This window comes from uncultured Tenacibaculum sp. (assembly GCF_947495995.1).
GTDB lineage: Bacteria > Bacteroidota > Bacteroidia > Flavobacteriales > Flavobacteriaceae > Polaribacter.
On the sequence record NZ_CANMAX010000004.1, the window covers coordinates 1 to 25488 of the forward strand.

At 30.2% G+C, this 25488-nt stretch carries 19 protein-coding genes; 8 read left to right on the forward strand and 11 right to left on the reverse strand.

Annotated elements, in window-relative coordinates; genetic code table 11:
* Positions 1 to 272: 272 nt before the first annotated feature.
* The 6 genes from Q1A15_RS12285 to Q1A15_RS12310 are packed head-to-tail and all read right to left on the reverse strand — an operon-like array spanning position 273 to position 6994.
* Positions 273 to 842 carry a PAS domain-containing protein gene (locus tag Q1A15_RS12285; RefSeq protein ID WP_299624078.1) on the reverse strand — a complete coding sequence of 190 codons (570 nt, stop codon included), beginning with the start codon at positions 840 to 842 and terminating at the stop codon, positions 273 to 275.
* Positions 843 to 893: 51 nt separating this feature from the next.
* Complete coding sequence (locus Q1A15_RS12290) at positions 894 to 3365, reverse strand: M14 metallopeptidase family protein (protein WP_299624081.1); 2472 nt, start codon at positions 3363 to 3365, stop codon at positions 894 to 896.
* Positions 3366 to 3411: 46 nt separating this feature from the next.
* A complete protein-coding gene (locus Q1A15_RS12295) occupies positions 3412 to 4173 on the reverse strand; it encodes a TIGR02757 family protein (RefSeq protein ID WP_299624084.1) in 762 nt (253 codons plus the stop codon).
* Positions 4174 to 4179: 6 nt separating this feature from the next.
* Positions 4180 to 4731 carry a CPBP family intramembrane glutamic endopeptidase gene (locus Q1A15_RS12300; RefSeq protein ID WP_299624087.1) on the reverse strand — a complete coding sequence of 184 codons (552 nt, stop codon included), beginning with the start codon at positions 4729 to 4731 and terminating at the stop codon, positions 4180 to 4182.
* A gap of 53 nt (positions 4732 to 4784) precedes the next feature.
* On the reverse strand, positions 4785 to 6269 hold the full coding sequence (locus tag Q1A15_RS12305; RefSeq protein ID WP_299624090.1) for a carboxypeptidase: 1485 nt from the start codon (positions 6267 to 6269) through the stop codon (positions 4785 to 4787).
* Positions 6270 to 6286: 17 nt separating this feature from the next.
* A complete protein-coding gene (locus tag Q1A15_RS12310) occupies positions 6287 to 6994 on the reverse strand; it encodes a DUF3667 domain-containing protein (protein WP_299624093.1) in 708 nt (235 codons plus the stop codon).
* Between the two features lie 219 nt (positions 6995 to 7213).
* Between Q1A15_RS12310 and Q1A15_RS12315 the strand changes: the two genes are divergently transcribed.
* The 5 genes from Q1A15_RS12315 to Q1A15_RS12335 all read left to right on the forward strand — a co-directional run bounded on the left by Q1A15_RS12315 (position 7214) and on the right by Q1A15_RS12335 (position 12931).
* Entirely contained in the window at positions 7214 to 7762 is a 549-nt protein-coding gene (locus tag Q1A15_RS12315; protein ID WP_299624096.1) for a hypothetical protein, read from the forward strand.
* Positions 7763 to 7838: 76 nt separating this feature from the next.
* Positions 7839 to 9581 (forward strand): tetratricopeptide repeat-containing sensor histidine kinase, encoded by a 1743-nt coding sequence (locus Q1A15_RS12320; protein WP_299624099.1) that lies wholly within the window; start codon positions 7839 to 7841, stop codon positions 9579 to 9581.
* Positions 9574 to 10323 (forward strand): response regulator transcription factor, encoded by a 750-nt coding sequence (locus Q1A15_RS12325; RefSeq protein ID WP_299624102.1) that lies wholly within the window; start codon positions 9574 to 9576, stop codon positions 10321 to 10323. The genes Q1A15_RS12320 and Q1A15_RS12325 overlap by 8 nt, the downstream gene beginning before the upstream one ends.
* 177 nt (positions 10324 to 10500) lie before the next feature.
* Entirely contained in the window at positions 10501 to 11610 is a 1110-nt protein-coding gene (locus tag Q1A15_RS12330; RefSeq protein WP_299624105.1) for a hypothetical protein, read from the forward strand.
* Between the two features lie 40 nt (positions 11611 to 11650).
* Positions 11651 to 12931, forward strand: a complete 1281-nt coding sequence (locus Q1A15_RS12335) for an MAC/perforin domain-containing protein (protein WP_299624108.1) — start codon at positions 11651 to 11653, stop codon at positions 12929 to 12931.
* 71 nt (positions 12932 to 13002) lie between these two features.
* Here the strand turns inward: Q1A15_RS12335 and Q1A15_RS12340 are convergent, their stop codons facing one another.
* Complete coding sequence (locus tag Q1A15_RS12340) at positions 13003 to 13674, reverse strand: ABC transporter ATP-binding protein (RefSeq protein WP_299624111.1); 672 nt, start codon at positions 13672 to 13674, stop codon at positions 13003 to 13005.
* An 88-nt stretch (positions 13675 to 13762) separates the two neighbouring features.
* On the reverse strand, positions 13763 to 16264 hold the full coding sequence (locus Q1A15_RS12345; RefSeq protein WP_299624114.1) for a DUF5916 domain-containing protein: 2502 nt from the start codon (positions 16262 to 16264) through the stop codon (positions 13763 to 13765).
* A gap of 255 nt (positions 16265 to 16519) precedes the next feature.
* On the opposite strand from Q1A15_RS12345, the gene sucC reads away from it, so the two are divergent.
* The 3 genes from sucC (at position 16520) to Q1A15_RS12360 (ending at position 19468) form a co-directional block, all read left to right on the forward strand.
* Positions 16520 to 17716: an ADP-forming succinate--CoA ligase subunit beta gene (gene sucC / locus Q1A15_RS12350; RefSeq protein ID WP_299624117.1), complete on the forward strand. Its 1197-nt coding sequence runs from the start codon at positions 16520 to 16522 to the stop codon at positions 17714 to 17716.
* A 388-nt stretch (positions 17717 to 18104) separates the two neighbouring features.
* On the forward strand, positions 18105 to 18449 hold the full coding sequence (locus Q1A15_RS12355) for a hypothetical protein (RefSeq protein WP_299624120.1): 345 nt from the start codon (positions 18105 to 18107) through the stop codon (positions 18447 to 18449).
* Between the two features lie 671 nt (positions 18450 to 19120).
* Entirely contained in the window at positions 19121 to 19468 is a 348-nt protein-coding gene (locus Q1A15_RS12360) for a hypothetical protein (protein ID WP_299624123.1), read from the forward strand.
* 63 nt (positions 19469 to 19531) lie between these two features.
* Here Q1A15_RS12360 and Q1A15_RS12365 read toward each other — a convergent pair whose 3' ends face one another.
* The 3 genes from Q1A15_RS12365 to Q1A15_RS12375 form a co-directional block, all read right to left on the reverse strand.
* Positions 19532 to 20338, reverse strand: a complete 807-nt coding sequence (locus Q1A15_RS12365) for a hypothetical protein (protein ID WP_299624126.1) — start codon at positions 20336 to 20338, stop codon at positions 19532 to 19534.
* An 87-nt stretch (positions 20339 to 20425) separates the two neighbouring features.
* Positions 20426 to 22417, reverse strand: a complete 1992-nt coding sequence (gene uvrB / locus Q1A15_RS12370) for an excinuclease ABC subunit UvrB (RefSeq protein ID WP_299624129.1) — start codon at positions 22415 to 22417, stop codon at positions 20426 to 20428.
* A 55-nt stretch (positions 22418 to 22472) separates the two neighbouring features.
* Positions 22473 to 25391 (reverse strand): T9SS type B sorting domain-containing protein, encoded by a 2919-nt coding sequence (locus Q1A15_RS12375; RefSeq protein WP_299624132.1) that lies wholly within the window; start codon positions 25389 to 25391, stop codon positions 22473 to 22475.
* Positions 25392 to 25488: the final 97 nt, after the last annotated feature.

A 25488-nucleotide genomic window follows, 5' to 3' on the forward strand; every position in this document is an offset into this window, starting at 1 on the left:
CCATACAATTTTAACGATAGACCATATTGGATTTTTAACTAGTAAGATTTAGTCACTCGAATCCTTTAGATTGCAGAATAAGAGTAAGTAAAAACAATAATTAAATATGCTAATCACAACATTTTTATAATTGTTGTGGCTTTTTGTTTTTAGAGAATTGTTTGCAACCAACAATTATATATCAAAGAAACTAGTTACTCATCCTAAAAACAAAACCTTGAAATTCATTTACAGAATTTCAAGGTTTTTTATGTGTTGTGATTACTTAAAAACTAAGCAATTTGTCTTTCTAAAGCTAAAAAGTGAGTGACTTCATCGTTATCCTTTAATGGGAAAATATGAATCTCACATTTGTATTGAGTTTTATCTTTCTTATGATTTATAATTACTTCCTTAAAAGGATTACCTAAAGCTAATTTCTTGCGAATTCTAGATCTAACAGTATCAGAAGTAGCATTACCTTGTAAGAAATTAGGTGTTTTACGTATTGCGTAATTTTTAGGATAACCAGTCATTTTAGAAAAACCATCGTTTACCCAAAGAATATTTCTATCGATATCCGTTAGAATTAAAGCTTCAAAAGAATTCTTAGAAAGAATTTGTTCAATATTACTTTTCCAAGTAAACTTTTTCGCTAGATTTTGTAGTGAAAATATGTCTTGTTGTAAAGAAGACTCTTCACACAAAAAATTATAATTCTGTAAATGGATGTCAAAACTTAACATATTAACTCTCGCCCTGTTGTCTGAAACTAAAGATCCTTTAATTTCTTCGTATTGTTTTACAGATAAAGAATTAACATAAATATCTAAACTCTTCATCTCTGTTATAGCATTTTTCATTGTAGTTTAGTTTAAAAAGTTAAAAATAGTTAAATATTCTTCATATGCAAGTTAATTCACCATAAATATGGCATTTGCAAAGAAAAGTTTTCCATTATCCCAAAAGCCTCTAAATAATGGATTATCAGTTAAGTAAATAATATTTCCTCTTCCGATATTCTCATTTCCAAAAATTAATGAGTTTTGTTGCTTTTTTAAAGTTTCAGCACCTGCAAATCCAGAAACTACGGTATTGTTATCTAATGTAACTACATTCGATCCGTTTTTTAAGTAATCGTAAGTACTACTTCCTAATTTTAGCGTGAAATAGTCGTTACCATAACCGAAACCTAAAGGATGTGAATTGTCAATTTTAGTTTTAAAAATTGCACCAGTAATTAACTTCTTAATATAATCTCTCTCTTTGTCTTTATGTAGAATCAACTTTGTTGTTTTACTTTCTTCTTTTTTCTTATCCTTTTTAGATTTTTTAGGACTTAAATTGAATAATTTACTTGAACTAAATACTTGATTAGCGCTTCCAATTGCGATAACTTTTCCTCCTTGACTAACCCAAGATTTTAAAGCTTTTAATTTCGATTCGTTTAAAATGTTGCGGTAACTTCCGTTAGGTAAAATTAAAGTGTTGAATTTCGAAAGTAACTTAGCCGATAAATTTCTTGCAGGAATTGCACTGTAATCGTAGTTTAAATCTTGCTCTAAGAAATAACGAACTTCACCGTAACTTAAAGTAGAAATTCCTCTTCCAGATAAAACAGCGATTTTATTTTGTTTAATTTCTCGAACACTAGAAGATCCCATATCTACACCTTTTGTAGATAATCCTGTAGTAATATGGTGATTTACTTTATTATGTTTTTTACTAATTTTTAAAAGTAGTGCATCAAAATTAGCAATGTGTTTATTGTCTCTTTTTGCAACGATTAAAGAACCTGGAGCTAAATTATGATTGCTATTCACCATCATCTTTTCATTAGTTCTTACACGCACTTTATTATTTAATAAATCAGTTAATAAAGCAGCGTCTGTAATATGATTCCAATCAAAAACATAGGCGTAAACATTGTTTTTTAACGTAGCTTTTGGTACAGAAGAACTGTAACGACTCGTATTAACTTTATTTTTACTAGCAACAGTATTTAATCCGTATGCATATGGTAAAGACCAAGCCGTAATATCATAAGTTAAGGTATCTTTAATAGTCGCTTTTGGTTCAAATAAAACTTCTACTAATTTTCCTTTAGGCTGATCTGTATTAATGGTAATGTTATTTTGATCAATTTTAAGCTGACCGTTTCCATTTTTTGCAAATACATATCCAGATACAGATTTGCTAGTTGCTTTTCCGTATTGAATTTCATGACGATCTAATAATTTTTTTAATTGCTCAATTTTATCAGGATTTCCTTGTAATACATAAGAAGCATATTTGTAGTTCTTATCATTGTAATACTTTTTAAATTCAGAATTTAATTTGCCAGCATTTTTAGCAGCTACTTCTACAGTTGACAATCCTGTTGTAGTGTGATGTAATAATCTGTCTTTTAAAGTTAAAATATCACCTTCAGCAGTTTTTATACCTAAACCAGCCATTCCATGACCAGCTTGCTCGTAAGTCATACCAATCGCTCCGTTAAAAGTTGGGTATGTATCTCCATAACTAGGATATAATAAATCGAAACTTTCTTTAGTGAAATATAACCAACCTTTTTCATCGAAATATTTCGCATGGTTTTTTCCAATTTCTCCTTGGAAATCTTTTTGAAATTTAGTTACAATTTCATGAAAAGGTTCAGCAGCAGGAGCAAAGTAATACGGATTATTAATGTATTGTTCGTGGAAATCTACATGAATGTGAGGTAACCACTTGTTATAGATTTTTAAACGTTGTTGAGATTCGATTTGAGTTGCCCAAGCCCAGTCTCTATTTAAGTCAAATAAATAATGATTTGGCCTTCCTTGAATCCATGGTTCATTGTGCTCAATTGCAGCAGGATTCGGATTTATATTTCTATTTGAAACTTGTGTAAACCAGTTTACATAACGATCTCTACCATCTGGATTAATACATGGATCTAAAATCACAATAACATTTTCTAACCAAGCTTGCTTTTCAGTTAATAATTTGTAAGCTGTTAAAATTCCAGCTTCAGTTGCAGAAGCTTCGTTACCGTGAACATTATAACTTAACCAAACGATAGCTTTATCTTGTAAAGGCGACGTGTTTTCTAGTTTAGTATTTGTTAAGTGTTGTTTTCTAATTTTTTCTAAGTTCTCAATATTACTTTTACTACTGATGTAAGCAACTTGTAAAGGTCTTCTTTCATATGTTTTACCATATTGCTCAATGGTAATGTTTGGAGAATTTTGAGCTAAATGCTTAAAGTAATCAACAACTTGATGATGTCTTGTAAATTGAGATCCTAAAGGATATTCAAAGAATTCAGAAGGTGATTTAATATTCTGAGAAAAAAGATTAATTGTAATAACAAGTACTGCTATTAAAGTAGTTTTAAAGCGCATGAAACCTAATATTTGATTGATGATCAAATGTAAGGAAATAATTTTACTAAAATTTCTCAAAAACACCTAAACCAAAGAGCGCAAAGTCATATTTAACAGGGTCGTTGCTGTCAAATTTCCTTAGGGTTTCATCCAGCTCTTTTATAGCCTTCCAATCGTTTTGCTTTCGAGTTAAAATTTCAAGTTTTCTTGCAATATTACCAGTATGAACATCTAACGGACAATGTAAATGTTTTGAGGAATGTGTTTTCCAAATACCAAAATCAACTCCTTTTTTTGCATCTCGAACCATCCAACGTAAAAACATGTTTATACGCTTTGCAGCAGAACCTTTTACAGGATCGGAAATATGTTTTTGAGTTCTTTGTAAATGTGGAATTTCAAAGAAAATCTGTTTAAAATTATGAATAGCTAATTGATAATTGTCAGCATTTTTAGGAAGTAAAACAGCTTCTAATCCATTATGATTTGAGTAAATGTTTTTTAAAGAACGGATAAAGAATTTAAAATCTTCAGCATTAAAAGTTCGATGTACAAACCCATCAAAATTATCAAGTTGATCTTCAGAATGATTTAAGACAAAATCATAAGGAGAGTTTCCCATTAGTTCCATCATTCGACTAGAATTCTTAATAATCATTGTTCGGTTTCCCCAAGCAATAATAGAAGAAAGAAATCCAGCAATTTCAATATCTTCTTTTAATGTATATCGATGAGGAATTTGAATTGGATCACTATCAATAAATTGATCATTCTCGTAAAAATCTGCTTTTTCGTCTAAAAACTCTTTAAGTTCTTTAGTTGTCATATTTCATTATGTTGGAAGACCAACAAAGCTAAGGGAAATAAAGAAACCATTATAGCAAGCATGCAATAAAATACTCCATCCTAAACCAAAACGAACACGAATAAAACCTAAGTAAGCTCCTAAAATAATTTGAGGCGCAACTAAAATCGGAGTTAATAAAAGTACATTAGTGGTAATGGTATAGTTTGTAAGATGCACTAAACCAAAGATAAGTGCGAAAACATAAAAGGCAATTTTAAATGCTTGTCTGTCTTTAAATAAAGGCAAAGGCGCTCTAAAAATTACTTCTTCTATTAATGGGGCTAAAATAGCTGCAAGAAAAAATACAGCAATTTTCGGAAATTTCTCCATCATTTCTACAACCGCATGGTTTTCCATATCCACCAAACCAGAAGCTTCAACTAAACCTAATAATGGAGTTAATACACCAATAGAAATAATACTGATCACTAATAAATGAAAGAACTTTGTCAGTCTATATTTAGGATCAGTATTAGGGTCTTGTTCTAAAACAGGATTTTTTAAGTATGCAATTAATTCATTAAAGGTTGCTCTCATGACAAATGTGTTTGTCAATAAGTAGACTTTTGTATGAAAAAGTTACAAGAAAATTAATATTTAGCAGCACCAACGTTTTTTGAGCTTTTTAAAATAAAAGCACGTAAATCATCATTAGCCTTTTCTAAATCTTCTTTTCTTAAGTACATCATATGTCCGCTTCTGTATCCTTTAAAAGACATTCTGTTTTTTAATTTTCCACTAGGATCAATTTTTCCCATAGTGTATTTAGCAGCACTATATGTAGTTGCACCATCGTAGTAACCAGATTGTACTAAAAGTTGTAAATATGGATTTTCAGCCATAGCTTTTCTTAAGTTCTCTCTGGCATTATTGTTTGAGAAATCCCAAGGACGTACAGGTCCGAACATATTATATTTTACATCTGTTTTAAAATTTAAAACATTTTGTGTGTAGTAATTAATCGCAGGAGTAAAAGAGTGTAACCAAGAAACTAATTCTGGACTATAATCTGGACTAGTTCCTGTTTCTCTACGATCTAAACCTAAATATCGACTATCTAAACGTCCAATTGTATTTCCTGAAGAATTACGTAATAATTCTTTCCAGAAATAAGGTTTCGGAACTTCTAAATTGTGCTGAAGAATTACTTTTTTATCAATTCCAGAAAAGTAAGCCATTTTTTCAGCAACAGCATTCTTTTCTGTTTCACCAATATAACCACCTTTTGCTAATGCAGGAAGTAAATTGTTTACGGCAAAGTTTTCAGATTCAGGAAGTATATCTAATAAATCTTTTTGTTGTAATGCTGCTGGTAATCTTTTGTGATACCAAGCTGCAGCTGTAAAATATGGGAAGTTTATCGCATAATCTTCAGAACTTTCTGTACGTAATAATTTATAGTCTGCAGGAGAAACCATAATAACTCCATTTAAATACATCCATTGTCTGCTTTGCAATTCATAAGCCAATTGCATTACACGTGTTCCACCATAACTTTCCCCAATAATATATTTAGGAGCTTTCCATTTATTATTTCGAGTTACAAAAGTATTTAACCAATCTGCTAAATATTTTGCATCTGCATTAACTCCGAAGAAATATTTTTTGTCAACTTTTTCTCCTTTTTTAACTACTGGTCTTGAATATCCTGTATTAACTGGATTTACAAAAACGATATCAGCAACATCTAAAACTGAATATGGATTGTCTTTAATTCCATAAGGTTGAATAGGATTTCCTTCATCATCAATTTTTAAAGTCTTTGGTCCAGTATACGCAATATGCATCCAAACAGAAGCCGATCCTGGTCCGCCATTAAAAGACATAATTAAAGGACGATTTTCGCTATTTGTAACATCGGTTCTATGGTAATAAGTGTAGAATAAAGTTGCTTTAGTATTTCCGTTAGCATCAAAAACAGGTTGTGTACCAGTTTGCGCTTTATAACTAACACGTTTTCCTTTTATAGTTACTGTGTTTGTAGTTATTACAGTAGTATCTACAGGAACTCTCATGTCTTGAGCTTGAATCGCTACAAAACTGAAGAATGTAAATAATAGAAAGTATTTTTTCATTTTGAATAGAGTTTGATTTAGATATATTTGATTGTTGTGCTTAAAATTAAAATTACAATAAATAAAAGTATTCCATATAAAAACATAATAGTTAAAGCTTTAGAAATATCTTCTCCTTTATGTTTTTTTTCGCTAAATATCGAATAAATAAAAAAGGTGAGTATAATGTAAACTAAAGGATTAAATATTAAAGGTATTTGTGTAATCAGTAATAAGACTGTTCCTAAAAGTGTTGCTTGGCCAAACATAAAAGCACTAATGGTAAGATGTTCCCAAAAATTATATTTCCTGTAAAATAGATTAGTTACTATTGCCATAGGAAATATGCAAAACGCCCAGAAAAATTTGAAATATTTTCTAATAAACGCACCTGTTTTGTAACTAAGAGAATATATTTTTTGTTTTTCAATTTCGGGGCTCACATCTATAGTAAATCCTGATTTTGAGAACCCTTCTAAAATGATATAGATTGTAGTGGTGATTATAAGGAAAGAGATAGGGTTAAATACACCTTTTCTTTTACCGTTTAAATAATCTATCACCATCTTTTTAGGAGAAATACACAAGTGTTTTACATTGTATAAAAAACCTTTGTCCATTTCAATTAAACTTTTGGAAGAAGTAGCAATCAATGAGGTTAACGTAATAGTTTTATTATCTGCTTTCTCACCACAATTAGGACAAAATTTTTCATCATGTTCATGACCACATGAAATACAAATCATAGAATTTAATATTTCTGCTAAAATTAAATAAAAAGTTTTAGAGTAAAGTTGTTGTTTTTCTATACATAGTAAATCGCTATTTCATGCAGCTTTATATAAACTTTATGACATTAAAGTCGACTTCAAGGTTTTTTTATTTTCTCTTTGTTATAGAATTATTTGTTTTTTAAAATTGATAATTCTATAACAATTAATGTAAACCAAGAAAAACAAAGTAACATGAGTAGCGAATTAACAAACAGTGTAACGAAAAGTAAAAAAGAGTTAGCAAGAATTCCGGGATATAAGATCACGAAAAAAGATAAGCTTATAAAAGTTTCGGTAGGTGAAGGTCAAGATTTTGCAATTCCGATAGATTTCGGAGTAGAATACCCAGGAGTTTTAGCACCAACAGTACTTACCTATTTAAGAGGAGAAGGCAAAGAGAAAAATATTTTTGTTCAAGGAGTCGCTTTTGTAAATAGTGATTATGGAGTTAAAAAAGATCAGTTTGAATTTTATTACAACTTTACGTATAAATCATCAGGTGAATATCAATTGAATATTTATATGACATTTATTCATAGCGATAAGAATAATGAACAAGGTTTTAGATATTATCCATTTCTGATGGAGTTTTGTGACGGAGCAATTAAATGCAGCGAAAAAGAGACAGTTCCAGTAGATAAAATAAAAACAGTAGAATTGTTTGTAATTAATAGAAACCCAGAAACTTCAAGAGGAACAGTAACTACAGTGAAACCATCTTCGGGTACTCCAGGATTTTAAACTAAAAACTTCATAAAAAAGTGGTGAATCTTTCACCGCTTTTTGTATTTTAAAAACCACCAAATAAGTTTTTAAAATGCCTACTATTAAACCTCTTTTATTATGTTTTCTATTGCTCACATTTAATGTTGTTTTCTCACAGAAACAAGAACTTTTAGAGTTAGAAAATATAATATCTTCAAAAACTGAACAATTCTCAAATGATGTAAATTTTAAAAAATCCCTTGAGTTATTGGTAAATGAAAAATGGGATTCTACACTACTATATACAGCTAAAATTCTACAAAGTGATGAGGCTGTAAATTTAGAGCTTCAAAAATATTATCTCTTTTTAAGAGGCTATAGCTTACAAAGAAAGAAAAATAATGAAGGAGCAAAAGAAGTTTTTCATAAAATCAAAAATCCATTTGCACTCTCATCCCATGTTCAATCTTATTTAGGAGAAATTGCTTTAGAAGAAAATAATTTTTCAAAAGCATTGGGTATTTTTCAGAAGATTGAAAAAGAATGGGATTCAGAAGTTAAAGGAATTTCATTAAGTAATGTAAAGCACAATATTGGTTTATGCTTTTTACATTTAAAAAAGTTGAAAAATGCAGAAGAATATCTAACCAATAGTATTGAGTTGTATGAGAAAGATAAAGACACAGTAGAGTTGGTTGGAGCGTATGGAGATATCGCCAATTTATATTACGAACAATATAAAGATGATTTAGCGATTCCTTATTTCATAAAAGCCTATAAGTTTTCTAAAAATGTAGATAACTTCACATTAAAAAAGAATACAGCAAAAAATATGGCTGTAGTAGAAGAAAATCGAAAAGATTTAACTGCTGCTTTAAAGTATAGAAAAGAATATGAAAAATGGAATGACTCTTTAAATAATCATAATAAAATATGGGAGTTAGCACAGTTAGAAAAAAAGTTAGCAGTAGAAAAGAAACAAGTTGAGGTAGATCTTTTAACAGCAGAAAACAACGCAAAAGTTGCAGAACGAAATAGTTTCTTTTACATAGTAATTGCGCTTGTAATTTTATTACTGGTGATTACTTTTTTTTATAGGTTAAATGTAAAATCTAAAAAAACGATTTTAACTCAAAAAGAAGAGCTAGATGTATTAAATGCTACTAAAGATCAGTTATTTTCAATAGTAAGTCATGATTTACGTTCTTCAGTAAATACATTAAAACTGAGTAACAAGAAAGTAATTCGAAATATAGAAAAAGAAAATATTAGTGAAGCTCATCAAATCTTACAGCATAATAGTACTGTTGTTAGTAGCGCTTATAATTTATTAGACAATTTATTGAATTGGGCAATGCTACAAACCAAGCAGTCCTATTTTGAAATTCAAGAAATACATTTACATTTTACTGTAGAACATGTGGTATACAATTACATTCCTTTGCTAGAAGAAAAACAACTTCAGTTCACAAACTCAGTGGCAAAAGGAATTAAAGTTTTGGCAGATCAAGAATCATTAAAAATAATACTGAGGAATTTATTGGATAATGCGATGAAGTTTTCTGAAGCTAAAGATGAAATTAAGATTTATACAGAAGAAATTAATGATGATTCGATTGCTATTATTGTTGAAGATTCTGGTATTGGAATGGATCTTAAAACTCAAGAGAAATTATTAGCAACAACAATTACTGTAGAAAAACGTACACATAAAAACATAATTGGTTCAGGATTAGGTTTACAGTTATGTAAATCGATGATTCAAAAAAACAAAGGAAAACTATCTATTCAAAGTGAACTAGGAAAAGGAACAAAAATGATTGTATCTTTACCTAAACCTCTTGTGAATGGATAATGTAAATGTTTTTATCGTTGAAGATAATCCTGTTGAAAGTGAAGCATTAGTAGATGTTTTAGAAACTCATAATTATAATGTAATTGGCGTAGCTCAAAATTTTAAAGATGCGATAGCAACATATTTGTCAAGAAAAGATATTGATCTGGTTATTATCGATATTTTTTTAGGAGAACATCCTGATGGAATTTCTTTCGCAGAAACTATAAATAGTTTAAAAGATACCAAAAGACCATTTCTGTTTTTAACAAGTTCTACAGATAAAGAATTGTTTGAAAGAGCAAAAGCTACAATGCCTTTCAATTATATGGTAAAACCTTTTAATGAATTAGAATTGCTGTTTTCTATTCATTTAGCTATGGAAAAATTTTACGGTCAAAACGATGTTTTTACAAGTGACGATCAAGATACCATAGTAAGTAATGATTACTTATATATTCAAAAAGGAAAATCACTCAAGAAAGTACTGATCACTGAAATTATCTTTATTGAAGTTGAAGGACGTTATTGCAATATCATAACAGAAAAAGGAAAGTTTGTCATCTTAATATCATTAACCAAAGTCTTACAATTATTAGATCCTAAATTATTTAGTAAAGCGAGTAGAAATTTTGTTGTTAATGTATCTATGATAGAAGAGATTTTCCCTAATGATAATTTGATAATTCTTTCTGGTGGATATAAAGTTACATTAAGCGATAAGTATAAAGATATTATAAAGAAGAATATCGTTTTAAGATAATCCACATCAAGCATAGAATTCTATACATTAAAATTACAACTCTATGTAGCGTTTTATAGAGTTGATGTCAAAAAATAAATTAACACATCTTTTTCAAAATAGTTTTACGGTGTAAGTAATAAAAAACATCATGTTTTTTAATGCTTTTAAACCAAGTATAAACTAAAAAATTAAAAGATGATTAAAACCTTTTATTTCTACAAAGGAGATGTGCAATTCACTCCTTTTGAATTTGATGAAAGTACTACACTGAATGAGATTAGAAGTAAACTAGTCGCATCAGGATTCATGACAACAACTGAAAGTACAGACAACTTCAGATTTATCAATTACCAAAATACCAATTTAAAATATGAAGATATGGTTATTGGTATGGGAACCGAAAAATACGTGCCTTTGAGTGGTGTCGTAGGAATTAATAATCAAGCATATTTAACGAACGTAAATAAAACAAGAGAAACCGATTTAATTGGTTTTAGTACCGATTGGTGGTTCGATAGATACATGTCTTGTAGAATGCGATTGAATACTACAGATGAAGAAGCTAGAACTGCCAACTTAGGAAAGTTTCAACCTTTTATGTTAACCAATGTAAAAACTGCTAATCCAGATTTACCTGGTGTTAGTTTAGAAAATGTAGTGGTTTGTGAAAAAGACAGTATTATTCAATTCGAACTTAGTTCTTGGGCAGCAGCAGGTTATGGTTACACTATAAAACCAACTTCAGGCTCTCCAATTAATAGCGAACCTTTATATAGAACGTATACAACTTGTCCTACGGATGGAGGTAACTATGGAAGATCAACTTTACGTTGTTACTTTACAAAAAATCAGAGTCAGCATAAAAGTATGATCAAAGTTGTTGCTACTGATAGTTTAAATATTGGAGGAAGTACATTGAATTACATGAAATTTTCGATAAGAACTTGGAAAGTGACAGAGTACAAATCTGATGGAAAAGTGCACAAATGTAATTTACCATTACCTGTGCCTTACCAAAGCGAATCTGTTAAAAGCACTTCAACGGTAACAACTCCGTACGCTAAATTGGTTAACGGAGACGAATCGGTAATACCAGGAACAACTATAGAACCAGGAACAACAGTTCCTTCAGGATCACAATCACAGCAAAATTTCGGAACAATTTATAATGTAAAAGATAGTCAGAGTCCAGAAAATATTATTGGAGAAGTAATCTTTTATGTTTTTGTATTCATAAGTAAAGCAGATGCAGATGCTGTATTTGGACAGATGAATAACATAGATCCTTCAATTTGGGAAGGTTAATAGTTGGTAAATAATTGAGTTCAATTAAAATTAAGAAAACATGGCTAAAAAAAGTATAGAGAAAAATAGCGATATAAAATTAATAATATTTCAAAAAGCAGGAGCAGAGTCAATTTCGTATCTTTTTGATATTAATACTAAATTATCTGAGGTTAGAAAAGTATTAGAATCAACGGAAGTTGATAACTTCATGAAAAGAGAAGATCATTTTTTAAATGAAGGAAGCAAAATTTTACTTTCTACGGAATCTCAAATTGCGTTAAGCGTTTTATTGAATGAAGGAAACACTGTAACAATTGGGGTATTAGATCTTTCAGATCCATTAGATCCTCAAGATGGTGTTCAATATTATATGGATTTAAGTCCGACTGAAAAATTATCACTTTTTGAAAATGTGCAAATTTATAACGGACTAACTTTCGATCCAGAAAAAGGATTTACAAAATCATTTAAAAAATTATATTCATGGAAAGAAGGTAAATTTCCTGATGCATTAGTACCAAGAGTACTTACGGAAGTTGAGAATAAAGATGCGTATTCTAAAGTAACACATTCATTACAAGAAACAAATACAAATAGTGGTTCGGTGTCACTAGCAAGTCCGACTGTTGGAGGAGAAGCAGAATTTAAATTCGAACAAAGCAAAAATCAATCGAGTAGTAAAGTAACTCAATATATCACAGGGAAGTTTTTAGTGAGAAAAGTTGCCTTACAAGTAGATATTGATAACTATGTAGCTTCCGAAGATTTTAATGAGGCGATCAATCAAGCTTTACTTAAATATTCAGATAATGATTTTAAAACTTGTAAAGCGGTAGTTGAGGTATTGAATGAATACGGATATTATGTTCCCAAAGAATATAATTTAGGAGGTGCATTATTTTCTAGCGATTCTACAACAATAACAGAGTTTAGCGAGTCAGAAACGAACAGACAAGAGTTTGGAGGTTCTTTTAAAGCTGCTTTTACAAGTATTGGCGGTGGAGCGTCGTATAATAATGCTTCTGGAAGTACAGAAACAACAACTGAAACAGATAAGTTTCAAATTACTTCTTTATTACAAGTTGGAGGAAGAGCGGGTACTTCTAACGATTATAGCGAATGGGCGAAAACATTAGATAAAGCCATTTATTGGGGAGTAGCAACTTTTGATGAAATGTTGCCTTCTGTTGCAATTTTAAGCAATGCATCAAACATGAATAAAGTGATCGGTTTGTTCGATAAGTATAGTTCTTATCCAGGAATTGTAGAATTACAACCTCACATTAATTTGTTGGATTATGCAACTTCAATTCAGAATCTTTTTAATCCTTGGGGATAAAAAATGAATAACAGCTAAGGGTAAAGAATTTTCTTTGCTCTTAGTTTTTTACACTATAAAAAAGGATTGAATTATTCATTTTGATTTACAACTAAACCGTCTTTCATTTCTAAAGTTCGGTCGGCCATATTCGCCAATTCTTTATTATGTGTTACTAAAACAAACGTTTGTCCGAATTTATCACGAAGTTCAAAAAATAGTTCATGTAGATTTTTAGCAGAACTAGAATCTAAATTTCCAGAAGGTTCATCAGCAAAAATTACAGACGGATTATTAATTAAAGATCTAGCAACAGCAACACGTTGTTGTTCACCACCAGAAAGTTCGCTTGGTTTATGATTTTCTCTGTGTGAAAGTCCAAGAAAAGCTAAAAGTTCTTTAGCTCTTTGTTCAACTTCTTTTTTAGGTTTTTTAGCAATGAATGCAGGAATACAAACATTTTCTATTGCAGTAAATTCAGGAAGTAATTGATGAAACTGAAAAATAAAACCAATATGTTGATTTCTAAAAGTAGCAAGCTCGTTATCTGAAAGTCCTTTTATAGAAGTGTTATTTATTGAAAGTTCGTAATCTTGCTCTTTATTGGCTTTGTCTAAAGTTCCTAGAATTTGTAATAAAGTTGTTTTACCAGCTCCAGACGGACCAACAATAGCAACAATTTCTCCTTTTTCAATATTGATGTTAACACCTTTTAGAATTTCAACATCACCATAACTTTTATGTATATTTTTTCCTGAAATCATCTCGCTTATTCAATACAACGAATGTAAAAAAAAGAAATCAGACTAAAAGATTTAATCTGATTTCTTACAAAAACAAACTAACGGAATGTTAGAAAATCTTTTTTATGTTGTTATAATCTATGAAGTATACTAATCGTAAAGAAAAAGTGTGCATCATGTTTTCATCGAAAAGACGATTAATATTATCACTAAAGCCAATATCAGCAGGCGCAAAATCAGAATTCGGATTAATAGAGTTTCTGTAGAAAGCAATTAATTGACTTCCAGGAGCGAATTGCCAAACGTAATTTAAATCTAAATTCCAACTGTTAAAGTTACGATCGTAATTTCCTCTGTGCGAACTCGGAATTAATTGTCCGTTTGTTGTATCTAATTGTAATAATTGTTCTTTATACGGAACTTTACTCCAATTGTGTCTGAAAGCTAGAGATAAAGAAGCGTTTGTGTTAAAACTATATTTACCAGATAACGAGTTTTCGTAAGTACTTCTATTTCGATCTCCGAAAATAATATCTCCATTATCTAACTTATCTACATAACCTAAATCATTATCAACTTGATTGTATTCAAAAGAATAGGTCATAGAAAATCTATTATTGAATCGATATCTAGGTGTTAAACCAAACCCGTAAGCATCTTTTTCAATATTATCGAAGAAAGTGTGGTAGAAGAAATAATCTAAAGCTAATTTTTTTCTAAAATCTGTATTTCCCCAGTGGTTAAAATTCACTCTAGTTGGTCTTTCAAAGAAAACTCCAGAAGTACTTCCTTCTCTAGGTTCAAAATAATCTTTAGTAGTTGTTCTAACATTCAAGTTCCCTCCGAAATTGAATCTATTACGTGTTTCAGACCAGAAAGAAAGTCCGGTATTCGTTCCAGTATAAATACCAGATTCATGTTGAAAATTAATATTATACCACCAGTTAACTCCGAAGTTATTAAATATTCCGACAGGTTTTAATTGACGATATCCTGTAAAACCATACACTGTTTGTTCATTATTACTGAATAGAATTCCTAAATCGTTCGGATTGAAATCTTTGTTTTCAAAATTATATCCGATTTCCCAACGCCAAGCTCCAGATTGTTTTCCAATACTAGTATCAAAAGAATAACCAGTACTCGCATTTGCAGGATCGTCACTAATATGAGTCATTCTAAAACTTCCATCAATATTATAAGTACTAGATTTATCTTCTACGTGCCATAATAATCCAGTAGCATTTGCATCTCTAAATCTTCCATCTCTGGTAACATTAGTGTTGATTAATGTGATAGCAGAGTTTTGGTTAAACTGCTTATCTAATACCATAATGTTATAGTTGGTAAAAGGTTCTGTTACAGCTTTACGTTGACTTTTAGTGGTTACTACTTCGGTTCCTATTTGTGTTTGTTCTGTTTTTTCAATGGTAGCTTCAGTCTTTTCAGTAATAGCGTTAAAGAAACCAATTCCTAATCCATCTTTTGTTCTTCCTGAAATTTTGATGGCATTTAACATTTGAACTTTATTTGGATTGTCGACAATTTCTTCATTGATTTTTTTACCATTAACAAAGTTGTCGTCGTTTTGTAAATTTCCGCCAACATCAAATTGATCTGTTGGAGAACCTCCAATTCTTCTTGAATAAAATAAACGTCCTTTTGAAAATAACTCAGTTCCTTCTGTAAAAAATTGGCGTTGTTCTGTAAATTGTTGTTCAAACGGACCTAAGTTTAGTTGTACATTATCGAATCCAACTTGACTAAAATCTGGAATTAACGTGGCATCTAAAGTGAAGTTTTCAGTTAAACCATATTTAATATCCATACCAACACTCCAATCACTATCCGTATTTCCTTCTTCAGTTATAACAGTTCCAGAAGCATAAGGATATAAGTTTAATCGAGTAGGCGGAGTAATATTGCGAAATCCTTCAACTAAACCGTCATATTGTGTCCATCTTCCTACAGAATTGTCGATGTAATTCCAAGTATAACGTTTATTTAAGTTTCTAACTTCTCTGTGGAAATTAACTCCCCAAGATTGAACTTCGTTATTAGCAAAACGTAAAGCGCGATAAGGAATTTTCATTTCTACATTCCAACCGTAATCTGTGAACTTGATATCACTATCCCAAACAGCACTCCAGTTGTAATCTTCATTATTACCATTAGATACTTTTGCATCGATTTGTACACCAGAAGCATTAACAATAAACATGACCGGATTTTGCCCATCATCGATAGGATTGATCATAGCAAAAAAGAAATCAGAATTTCCAAAATTATCTCTGTTAGTAAATTCAGCTGGAATATTTTTAGGATCAGGATCAAACATTTTTGCTGAAATGTAAATCGCATTATCATCATAAATCAATTTCACTTCAGTTTTATAATCGGCCAATTCACTTTTACCGTTGTCAGGTCTAAATTCAAGGAAATCTTTTGCTACTGGAACATTTTGCCAAACAGCATCGCTTAAATCACCGTCTATTTTAGGAGAACTGTTTACTCTTGTTGCAGGTAATTTTTTTCTGTCTTTATTTACCTGAGCATTAAGAAATATTGTGTTTAGTAGGCAAATGAATAGTAAGATAGTTAGGTTTTTCATTTTATATATAGCACTTGTAAGTTATGTATAGTAATTGGTTTAGTTAGTTGTTTTTTAAATATTGATCAATTACAGTAAAGACCAGCGAAAAAATAGACCGTTACAGATTTTGTTTTTTTTAACAATTTTTTAGGATAGATAGAATTAGAGATAAATAGCTAGGCTAAAAGAAATATGATAATTTTTTAATGGGGTAAAGCTATTTTAGTTTGAATTGAATTTGTATTTTTGTTCGACTTTTAAAATTCATAACGAATGAACTTACACGAATATCAAGGTAAAGAAATATTAAGTAGTTTCGGCGTTCGTACACAACGCGGTATAGTGGCTAGTACTCCTGAAGAAGCTGTTGAAGCAGCAAAAAAATTAACTGAAGAGACAGGAACTGGTTGGCACGTAATTAAAGCTCAAATTCACGCAGGTGGACGTGGAAAAGGTGGAGGGGTTAAATTAGCTAAGAATTTAGATGAGGTGAATAACATTTCTGATAATATCTTAGGAATGATGTTAATTACACCTCAAACTTCTGCAGAAGGTAAGTTAGTAAACCAAGTTTTAATTGCTGAAGATGTTTACTATCCTGGAGATAGCGAGCCAAATGAATTTTATATGTCAGTTTTATTAAACCGTGCTACTGGTAGAAACATGATTATGTACTCTACTGAAGGTGGTATGGATATTGAAGCTGTTGCTGAAGAAACTCCACATTTAATTTTTACTGAAGAGGTTGATCCAGGTACTGGATTATTACCTTTCCAAGCTCGTAAAATTGCATTTAACTTAGGATTAAGCGGTGGTGCAATGAAAGAAATGGTGAAGTTCGTTACTGCTTTATATACTGCCTATGTAAAGTCTGATTCTGCGTTATTCGAAATTAACCCAGTATTAAAGACTTCTGATGATAAAATTTTAGCTGTAGATGCTAAAGTAACTTTAGATGAAAATGCTTTATTCCGTCACAAAGATTATGCTGCTTTAAGAGACGAGCGTGAAGAAAATCCTATCGAAGTTGAAGCTAAAGCTGCAGGATTAAACTATGTAGATTTAGACGGAAATGTAGGATGTATGGTAAACGGAGCTGGTTTAGCAATGGGAACTATGGATTTAATTAAGCAAGCAGGTGGTGATCCAGCTAACTTCTTAGATGTTGGAGGTACTGCAGATGCTAAGCGTGTTGAAACTGCTTTTGAAATTATCTTAAAAGATCCTAACGTAAAAGCAATTTTAGTAAATATTTTTGGAGGTATCGTACGTTGTGATCGTGTAGCACAAGGTGTTGTTGATGCTTACAAAAACATGGGAGATAAAATTAATGTACCTATCATTTGTCGTTTACAAGGAACAAATGCTAAAGAAGCTAAGGAATTAATCGATAGCAGTGGAATGGAGATCATTTCTGCTACAGAATTCCAAGAAGCTGCTGATAAAGTAGGTGAAGTATTAAACTCATAAAGATATTAGTGTGTAAACTAATTCTTAATTAAATATAGTAAACCTCATTCTTAATTGAATGGGGTTTTTTGTTGCAATCTATTAAGCTTTAATACTGCTTATTACGAACTTTTTATGACTTCTTAAGTTTTGTATGTGTCTTGAATAATTTATTGTATTTCAGTGTTTTAATTTAGTGTTAATACAACTGCTCTTACTTAACGTTAAATATTGTTTTGTATAACGTATTGCTATTCTTTTGTTAATTGTTACCTAACTATATAACAAGGGGTTACGTGTATTTTTGTGTCGGTTAAGCGCTAAAACCAAAAGACCCCCGATTAACATTAGTTAAAGAGAAGAAACCTTAATTAATCAAAAAAAACAGAAAGCAAAAAAATCTTACACTATGAAGTCTATCAAATCATTATTAATCGCATTAACATTAGTTTTTACATCTTTTGCTTATGCAACAAACTCAAAGCCTACTGATAAAAGAGTAAAATCAGAAGTTAGTCAAGAAATTCAAAAATTATTAAAGAACCCAAGTTTTTTAGTTGAAAAAGATATCAAAGTAACAGTTAGGTTAACAGTGAATAAAAAGAATGAAATTGTAGTTTTATCTGTAAATTCTAATGCTAATACTTACGAAGTAGAAGGATTTATAAAAAGTAGATTAAACTATAAAAAGTTATCTAAAAAAATCGATGCTAAAATCTATACGTTACCAGTAAAAATGGTTTCTACAATTTAAGTTAAAACACTTATCCGTTTTAAAGCTTCATAATTCTTTTATGAAGCTTTTTTATTACCTATTATATATATGGTATAAAATCTAAATAAAGAAGGTCTAATAGTTCTTTTTTAATTTCATTGCCTTTTCCAAAATTGATATAACTTTTTTACTACTGAAAAGTACAATTTTTCCAAAACAAGAATCTTTTTGCGATTTTATGTGTTTTAAAATGGTAAACTTCAACAAAAAAACTGCATAAAATCATGTTTTGATATGAGCAATATTTAGATAATTAAAATTGCAAACGTTTTAGTAAATAGCTTAATTTCTTTACGTAAAATTAAAGTTAATTAATTGTAAATAAAAAGTAAATAGATTTAATTTGGAAATTGTTTATATCGATAAAATAGTCAAAAGAATTTTGATAATATGCAATTTTATAACTCAACTTTTTTACGGATTGATAAAGAATTATTTTTTTAAGTTTTTCAGTGTGTGTAAAGCTCAAAAACTCAACCGTTTTCGTTTCAGTAGTAGCTTTTTTTGTTAAAATTAGGATAACATTGATATTATTTTCCTGTTGTAGTTTTACATCAGATTTGCAAGTCAACAATAGGATCATTATTAACTAAGCGTTAAATGTTTTATTAATAGAAAAATCATTAAATGACAATAAAAAAACGATCACTATGAAATCAATTAAATTATTATTAGTAGTTATTGCATTTGCATCTAGTTCGATGACATTTGCTACAAACCCAGCATTAGACAACAAGAAAATAAGTGTAGAATTGAGTCAACAAATTCAAAGTTTGTTAACAAACCCAGAATTTGAGGTACAGAAGAGTATGAATGTAACTGTAAAGTTTACTGTTAACGATAATAACGAAATTGTAGTGTTATCAGTAAATTCATATTCAAACGTAAAACAAATATCTAGTTTTATTAAAGAAAGATTGAATTATAAAAAACTAACTACAAAAGTGAAATCTAAAGCAATATTCATTTTGCCTGTAAAAATGATCTCAGTAGTTTAATTAGTTATATTATATAATTTTAAGTCGCAAAAAAGCCTCACTATTTTAGTGAGGCTTTTTATATTAACTAAACTTTTTAACTTTTCTTTTCCACTTATTTCTGATCTTATTGAAGAAACTTTTTTTGAGTAATTTATGTTTTGGGTTTTCAGGATCCTTACTCGTGTAATAAAAACTTTCATAAAATGATAAATGAAATTCTCCATTAGGATGAATAACTATGACTTTATATTGTTTTAAAGTTTCCTTAAAAAAGTTTTTAATGATAAGATTATAATCTTTTATGTATTTATGCTTAATTAAAGTTTCATTTGAAAAACCATAATTCTTGGCATAAAAATGAAGTAGCTCTGCTTTTTTTCTTCTTTTAAATTTCCCTTCTTCTTCTAAGATTTCTTTCATATAATCATCATAGTTTTTAAGGTGTCTATGTGATTTAGATTTAGCCTCCATTTTTTTAAACTTTTTTTTGGGCTGTCCATTTGCAATAAATCCAAGATATTTACCTTTTTTATCATAGTAAGCACTACCAGAGTATTTTGGCATTTTTTTCTCATCAGGTATAGAATCTATATAATGAATAAACCAAGCTTTAGTGGTATCAATTTGATGTCTAAGACTATATAGCTTTTTTAATTGATGATGCTTTTTTGCATCTAATTTCCCAAACATTTCAATATAAACTAACTTTTTTACTTTCGTTGTATCATTTTCAAAAACTATAGTTTTGAATAAATTCGATTTTTGCTTTCTTTTGAATTTAGACGATGAAATTTCATTTAGATTAACATCATAATAACGATGTGATTTTTTTTGAGCATTGCTATTAAATACAAGTAAAGCAAATAACATAAAAAGAATGTTTCTCATAATATTATAGTTTCCTATTTTAATTTTTTACAGTAAGAAGTTCTTGTTTTCTAGTCTTACTAGAAGAAATAAGATTGAAATTTGGAATTAAACTAAATGTTCTTTTAAAACTTTAATTTCATCTCTAAGTTTAGCTGCTTCGATAAAATCTAAAGCTTTTGCAGCGGTTTCCATTTGTTTACGCTTGTCTCTAATACGTTTTTCAATTTCTGGTTTAGGTAAGTATTCTAAATCTTGTTCAGCTGCTTTTTGCGTAGCAGATTCATATTGATAAGAAGTCGTAGTATTTTTTGATAACGTATTATCAATCTTCTTATTGATTTGTTTTGGAGTAATTCCAAATTTCGTGTTGTAATTTACTTGTTTTTCTCTTCTACGATTCGTTTCATCTATGGTTTGTTGCATACTGTTAGTAATTTTATCAGCATACATAATAGCTCTTCCGTTAACATTACGAGCCGCTCTACCAACAGTTTGAGTTAAAGATCTATTAGAACGTAAAAAACCTTCTTTATCAGCATCTAAAATAGCGACTAAAGAAACTTCAGGTAAGTCTAAACCTTCTCTTAGTAAGTTTACACCAATTAATACATCGAAAAGTCCTTTTCTTAAATCCTGCATAATTTCAACACGCTCAAGTGTATCAACATCAGAATGAATATAACGACAACGAATTTGTATTCTAGTTAAATATTTCGCTAATTCTTCAGCCATTCGTTTTGTAAGTGTAGTAACCAGAGTACGTTCATCTTTTTCTACACGAATTTGAATTTCTTCGATTAAATCATCAATCTGATTTAAACTAGGACGAACTTCAATTTCAGGATCTAATAATCCAGTCGGACGAATTACTTGTTCAACGAAAATACCTTCTGTTTTTTGTAATTCATAATCTGCAGGAGTTGCAGAAACATATATAACTTGGTTTTGAAGTGCTTCAAACTCTTCAAACTTTAAAGGTCTATTATCCATTGCAGCAGGTAAACGAAAACCATATTCTACTAAGTTTTCCTTTCTACTTCTATCTCCACCATACATGGCATGAACTTGAGGAACAGTTACGTGACTTTCATCAATAACCATTAAATAATCGTCTGGAAAATAATCTAATAAACAGAACGGACGCGTACCAGCTTCTCTTCCGTCTAAATATCTCGAATAGTTCTCAATTCCAGAACAGTATCCAAGCTCACGAATCATTTCTAAATCAAATTCTGTACGTTCTTTTAAACGTTTAGATTCTAAATGTTTCCCAATTTCAGAAAAGTAATCACATTGTTTTACTAAATCATCTTGAATTTGGTGAATAGCATTTTGTAAAACATCAGGAGAAGTCACAAATAAGTTTGCTGGATAAATATTTAGATGTTCAAATTCTTCTACTATTTGATTGTTTTCAATATCAAAAGCTTCAATTTCTTCGATTTCATCGCCAAAGAAATGTACACGATATCCGTTATCTCCATAAGAAGGGTAAATGGTTACAACATCTCCTTTAACTTTAAAAGTTCCGCTTTTAATCTCAACTTCAGAACGTGCATATAAACTTGTAACAAGTTGATGTAAGAATTTTGTTCTCGATATTTGCTGACCAACTTCAATCTCGATAACATTCTTTTTAAACTCGATAGGATTTCCAATACCATATAAACAAGATACAGATGCAATTACGATAACATCTCTTCTTCCTGATAATAGGGAAGAGGAAGTACTAATTCGTAATCGTTCAATTTCATCGTTTATAGAAAGATCTTTTTCAATATAAGTACCAGTTACAGGAATATAAGCTTCAGGTTGATAATAATCATAATACGAAACGAAATACTCTACAGCGTTATCAGGAAAGAACTGTTTAAATTCTGAATATAATTGTGCAGCTAATGTTTTATTATGAGCTAAGACTAAAGTCGGACGATTAACAGTTGCAATTACGTTGGCAACACTAAACGTTTTACCAGATCCAGTAACACCAAGTAGTGTTTGATATTTTTCATCAGCATTAATTCCATCAGCTAGTTGTTTTATAGCTTGTGGTTGATCTCCAGTAGGTTGAAATTCTGAAACAAGTTTAAAATCCATATAACAAAAATAAGGATACTTTGTCTTAAAACCCTATTATGTTATATGGATTATTTTATTTTCTAAGTAGAGAAAAATGTCCTCTTCTTGTAAATGTTTTTCCGTTTCTATCTGTCAGTTGAATGTTAAACCAATAATCGTTTGATGGTAGGTTTTTACCATTATATAAGCCGTTCCATCCTTCACTATCGATTTCTAAAGAAGTAATTAGTTTTCCGAATCTATCGAAGATATTTATACTGCTTTGCGGATAGAAAAATGAATTTGTTCCTTTAATATTCCAGAGATCATTAATACCATCATTATTAGGTGTAAAGAAATCTGGGAACTCTAAAACAGAAACATCTAACTGTGCAATTCCACAATTGTTTTTATCACGAATTAAAATGGTGTAAATACCACCAGTTAAGTTTTCAAATCGAGGACTGTCTTGAAAGTCAATTACAATTCGATCGTTTTCATCTTGTAAAGCGAATTCATAATCTCCAACTCCTAAATTGGTTCCGTTGTTATTTACTGTTATAGTATTGTTTTCAGAATCATCAACTATTGCTAAATCACTTTGGTTCACAGTTGCTATAATAGATTCATTAACTACTATAGTTTGTGATCTTCTACATAAAGTTGTTGGATTAATAGCTGTAACAGTATAAGATCCACCCTGCGTTAGACTTAATTGCTGGGCATTTCCAATAACCGTTGGGTTACTATTTCTAGTCCACTCATAATTGTAATTGTCATCAGGATTTTCAACTTCGATAGATGAAAGATTATTTAAACATAAAATTTGTGGAGTTGTAATATCGAACTCAGGTAACGGTAATGTTCTAATGAAAAGTGTACCCAATCCAGTACAATTATTGTTGATCTTATTGATTATTTTAACAAAAAGTGTTTGTTGAGTATTGGCTGGAATATTCGTATTTCTATAGTTACTAATATTTGTAATTTGATTAATTACAGCATCTCTGTCAGTTTCTGTTTCGAATAATAATACATCTAAATCGTTTCGAATAGCAGGTGCAAATAAGTTTTTGATATCTGTTTCAGCTTCAGAAAGATCAAAATTTGTAATTCCATCTCTATCATCGTTGTTCAAATTGTTATTTCCATCAGCATCTAAAAAGTCATCACAAGATGTAAATTCACGGGTATATGAAATATCAGCAGCAAAATTAATTGCAATATTTAATTCTGATATTCTGTAACAGTTACTAACTGAAATTGTTCTAACCCAAATTCTATCTCCATTATTTGCAGGATAATTTACCGGGTCTGTTATTTCCGCAGTATCAGCAATTGCATCGGCTTGTGACGGATAATATTTAAAAGTTTCGTTTGTATGATTATTTGAAATATTAATTTGAGCTTGAGTTAAATTAATAGTTGCTGCGAAATCACCATCGTTTTCACATTGTTCAATAACAAAAATTGGATTAGCAAGAACAGGTAATGGGTTTACGATTAATCTAAAAGGTAAAAAACTAGTTCCAGATTCAGAAATAGCATTACAGTCTGTATTAATTCTATTTTCTACTCTTACGTAAATTGTTTGTTCGTTAATCGTAGTGTTTCTGTATGCAGTATTTTTATCAATAACATCGGTTGAAGAATCTGTTTGAGCTCCAGTAAGTGTCGTGTGATAACTTACATTGTATTGAGCAGCAGAAAGACCACCTAGTATTTCGCTATCTTTAGTAGCTAACATAAAGTTATTGTAGAAACCATCAGTATCTCCACCGTTTACAACATCATCACAAACTTCATAATCGATAGGTTGTGTTGGAGCTGGAAGTCCATTTACATTTAAAGCAAAAGAAGTTGTATCAAAACATACGTCTGTATTAGCTGTATTATGGATTCTAGCATAAATTACTTGATTACTTTCTGCAGTTGGATTTCTATAAGGATTAGGCAATGCATTTGCGGTATTGTTGGCATCAGCATCAGCTTGATTCAAATAATACACAACTTCAAATTGAGTAGCACTTTGCGCTCCTAGTATTTGAGGAGTTACATCAGTTTGAAGATCAAATTCATTAAAACCATCTCCATCAGGATCACAGAAATTAATATCTGTAGCAGGATTTGCAACAGGAACAGGGAAATATGTGATTTCTACATCATCTTCTGCGACATTTCCTGTATCATCAGTAATAATTACTTTATATGTTCCTGAACGATTATCATTAATTACTAAAGTAGCATTTGTTTCTCCAGGTATCGTAGTAAAACCAGATCCTGTATCGATCTGCCATTCATAAGAAGTAGCAGTTCCTAAAGTTGGAGTTCCATCTAAAGTTACTGGAGTTCCTTCACAAACGTTTTGATCTGCACCTAATTCTCCTGTAACAATAGAACAATCTGTTTCACCAGCACCAGGCATACCAAAGTTAGTTTGTTGTAATTTTATTTGTCCAGGTAAATTGGCAAAGTTGGTGATTAATAAAACATAAAATTCACCAGCTTGAGCATTATTGATCGTAAATGTTTCAATAGGAGACGAATCATAACTACAATCTACCATATTGGTTCCATCAGTATTACTTGTGTAGAAACTTGGCGAAAAAGTATTACTTTCACAAGCAATTGTATTTCCAGACGCATCAATACAAGTTCTGGCTAATGACGTACAATTACTATCTGGGGTTGTAAATGGTCCCCAAGCAACGAAGTCTACGTCAATTCTAGTTCCATCTGGATTACCAGCAGCATCAAAACTTGTGGCTTGTATAATTTGAAAATTTAGATTTCCTGTTTCTTGAACTTTAATAAAAAACCAAGCAGGATTTGGAGTTGTACCTAAGCAACCTATAGTTCCTTCACCAGCAACATTTACAACATTATTAAATATTTTTACTCCTGTAGCATCAGAACACATCGGCTCTGCAGCATCACAAACAGATGCACCATTTTGAGCATTGATATATAAAATTGAAGAGCAAAATAGTAAAAAAAGTATTTTTTTAATCATAGTTTCAAATAAGAGGGGAAATATCTTAAATAAATTTTAATCTCTTATTATAATAACAGTTAAAAAATTATATTTCCTACTCTTATTTTTTATGATT

Excerpts from the sequence above, each read along its gene's own strand:
- Q1A15_RS12285 (WP_299624078.1), bottom strand. The coding sequence starts at position 842 with ATGAAAAATGCTATAACAGAGATGAAGAGTTTAGATATTTATGTTAAT.
- Q1A15_RS12290 (WP_299624081.1), bottom strand. The coding sequence starts at position 3,365 with ATGCGCTTTAAAACTACTTTAATAGCAGTACTTGTTATTACAATTAAT.
- Q1A15_RS12295 (WP_299624084.1), bottom strand. The coding sequence starts at position 4,173 with ATGACAACTAAAGAACTTAAAGAGTTTTTAGACGAAAAAGCAGATTTT.
- Q1A15_RS12300 (WP_299624087.1), bottom strand. The coding sequence starts at position 4,731 with ATGAGAGCAACCTTTAATGAATTAATTGCATACTTAAAAAATCCTGTT.
- Q1A15_RS12305 (WP_299624090.1), bottom strand. The coding sequence starts at position 6,269 with ATGAAAAAATACTTTCTATTATTTACATTCTTCAGTTTTGTAGCGATT.
- Q1A15_RS12310 (WP_299624093.1), bottom strand. The coding sequence starts at position 6,994 with ATGATTTGTATTTCATGTGGTCATGAACATGATGAAAAATTTTGTCCT.
- Q1A15_RS12315 (WP_299624096.1), top strand. The coding sequence starts at position 7,214 with ATGAGTAGCGAATTAACAAACAGTGTAACGAAAAGTAAAAAAGAGTTA.
- Q1A15_RS12320 (WP_299624099.1), top strand. The coding sequence starts at position 7,839 with ATGCCTACTATTAAACCTCTTTTATTATGTTTTCTATTGCTCACATTT.
- Q1A15_RS12325 (WP_299624102.1), top strand. The coding sequence starts at position 9,574 with ATGGATAATGTAAATGTTTTTATCGTTGAAGATAATCCTGTTGAAAGT.
- Q1A15_RS12330 (WP_299624105.1), top strand. The coding sequence starts at position 10,501 with ATGATTAAAACCTTTTATTTCTACAAAGGAGATGTGCAATTCACTCCT.
- Q1A15_RS12335 (WP_299624108.1), top strand. The coding sequence starts at position 11,651 with ATGGCTAAAAAAAGTATAGAGAAAAATAGCGATATAAAATTAATAATA.
- Q1A15_RS12340 (WP_299624111.1), bottom strand. The coding sequence starts at position 13,674 with ATGATTTCAGGAAAAAATATACATAAAAGTTATGGTGATGTTGAAATT.
- Q1A15_RS12345 (WP_299624114.1), bottom strand. The coding sequence starts at position 16,264 with ATGAAAAACCTAACTATCTTACTATTCATTTGCCTACTAAACACAATA.
- sucC (WP_299624117.1), top strand. The coding sequence starts at position 16,520 with ATGAACTTACACGAATATCAAGGTAAAGAAATATTAAGTAGTTTCGGC.
- Q1A15_RS12355 (WP_299624120.1), top strand. The coding sequence starts at position 18,105 with ATGAAGTCTATCAAATCATTATTAATCGCATTAACATTAGTTTTTACA.
- Q1A15_RS12360 (WP_299624123.1), top strand. The coding sequence starts at position 19,121 with ATGAAATCAATTAAATTATTATTAGTAGTTATTGCATTTGCATCTAGT.
- Q1A15_RS12365 (WP_299624126.1), bottom strand. The coding sequence starts at position 20,338 with ATGAGAAACATTCTTTTTATGTTATTTGCTTTACTTGTATTTAATAGC.
- uvrB (WP_299624129.1), bottom strand. The coding sequence starts at position 22,417 with ATGGATTTTAAACTTGTTTCAGAATTTCAACCTACTGGAGATCAACCA.
- Q1A15_RS12375 (WP_299624132.1), bottom strand. The coding sequence starts at position 25,391 with ATGATTAAAAAAATACTTTTTTTACTATTTTGCTCTTCAATTTTATAT.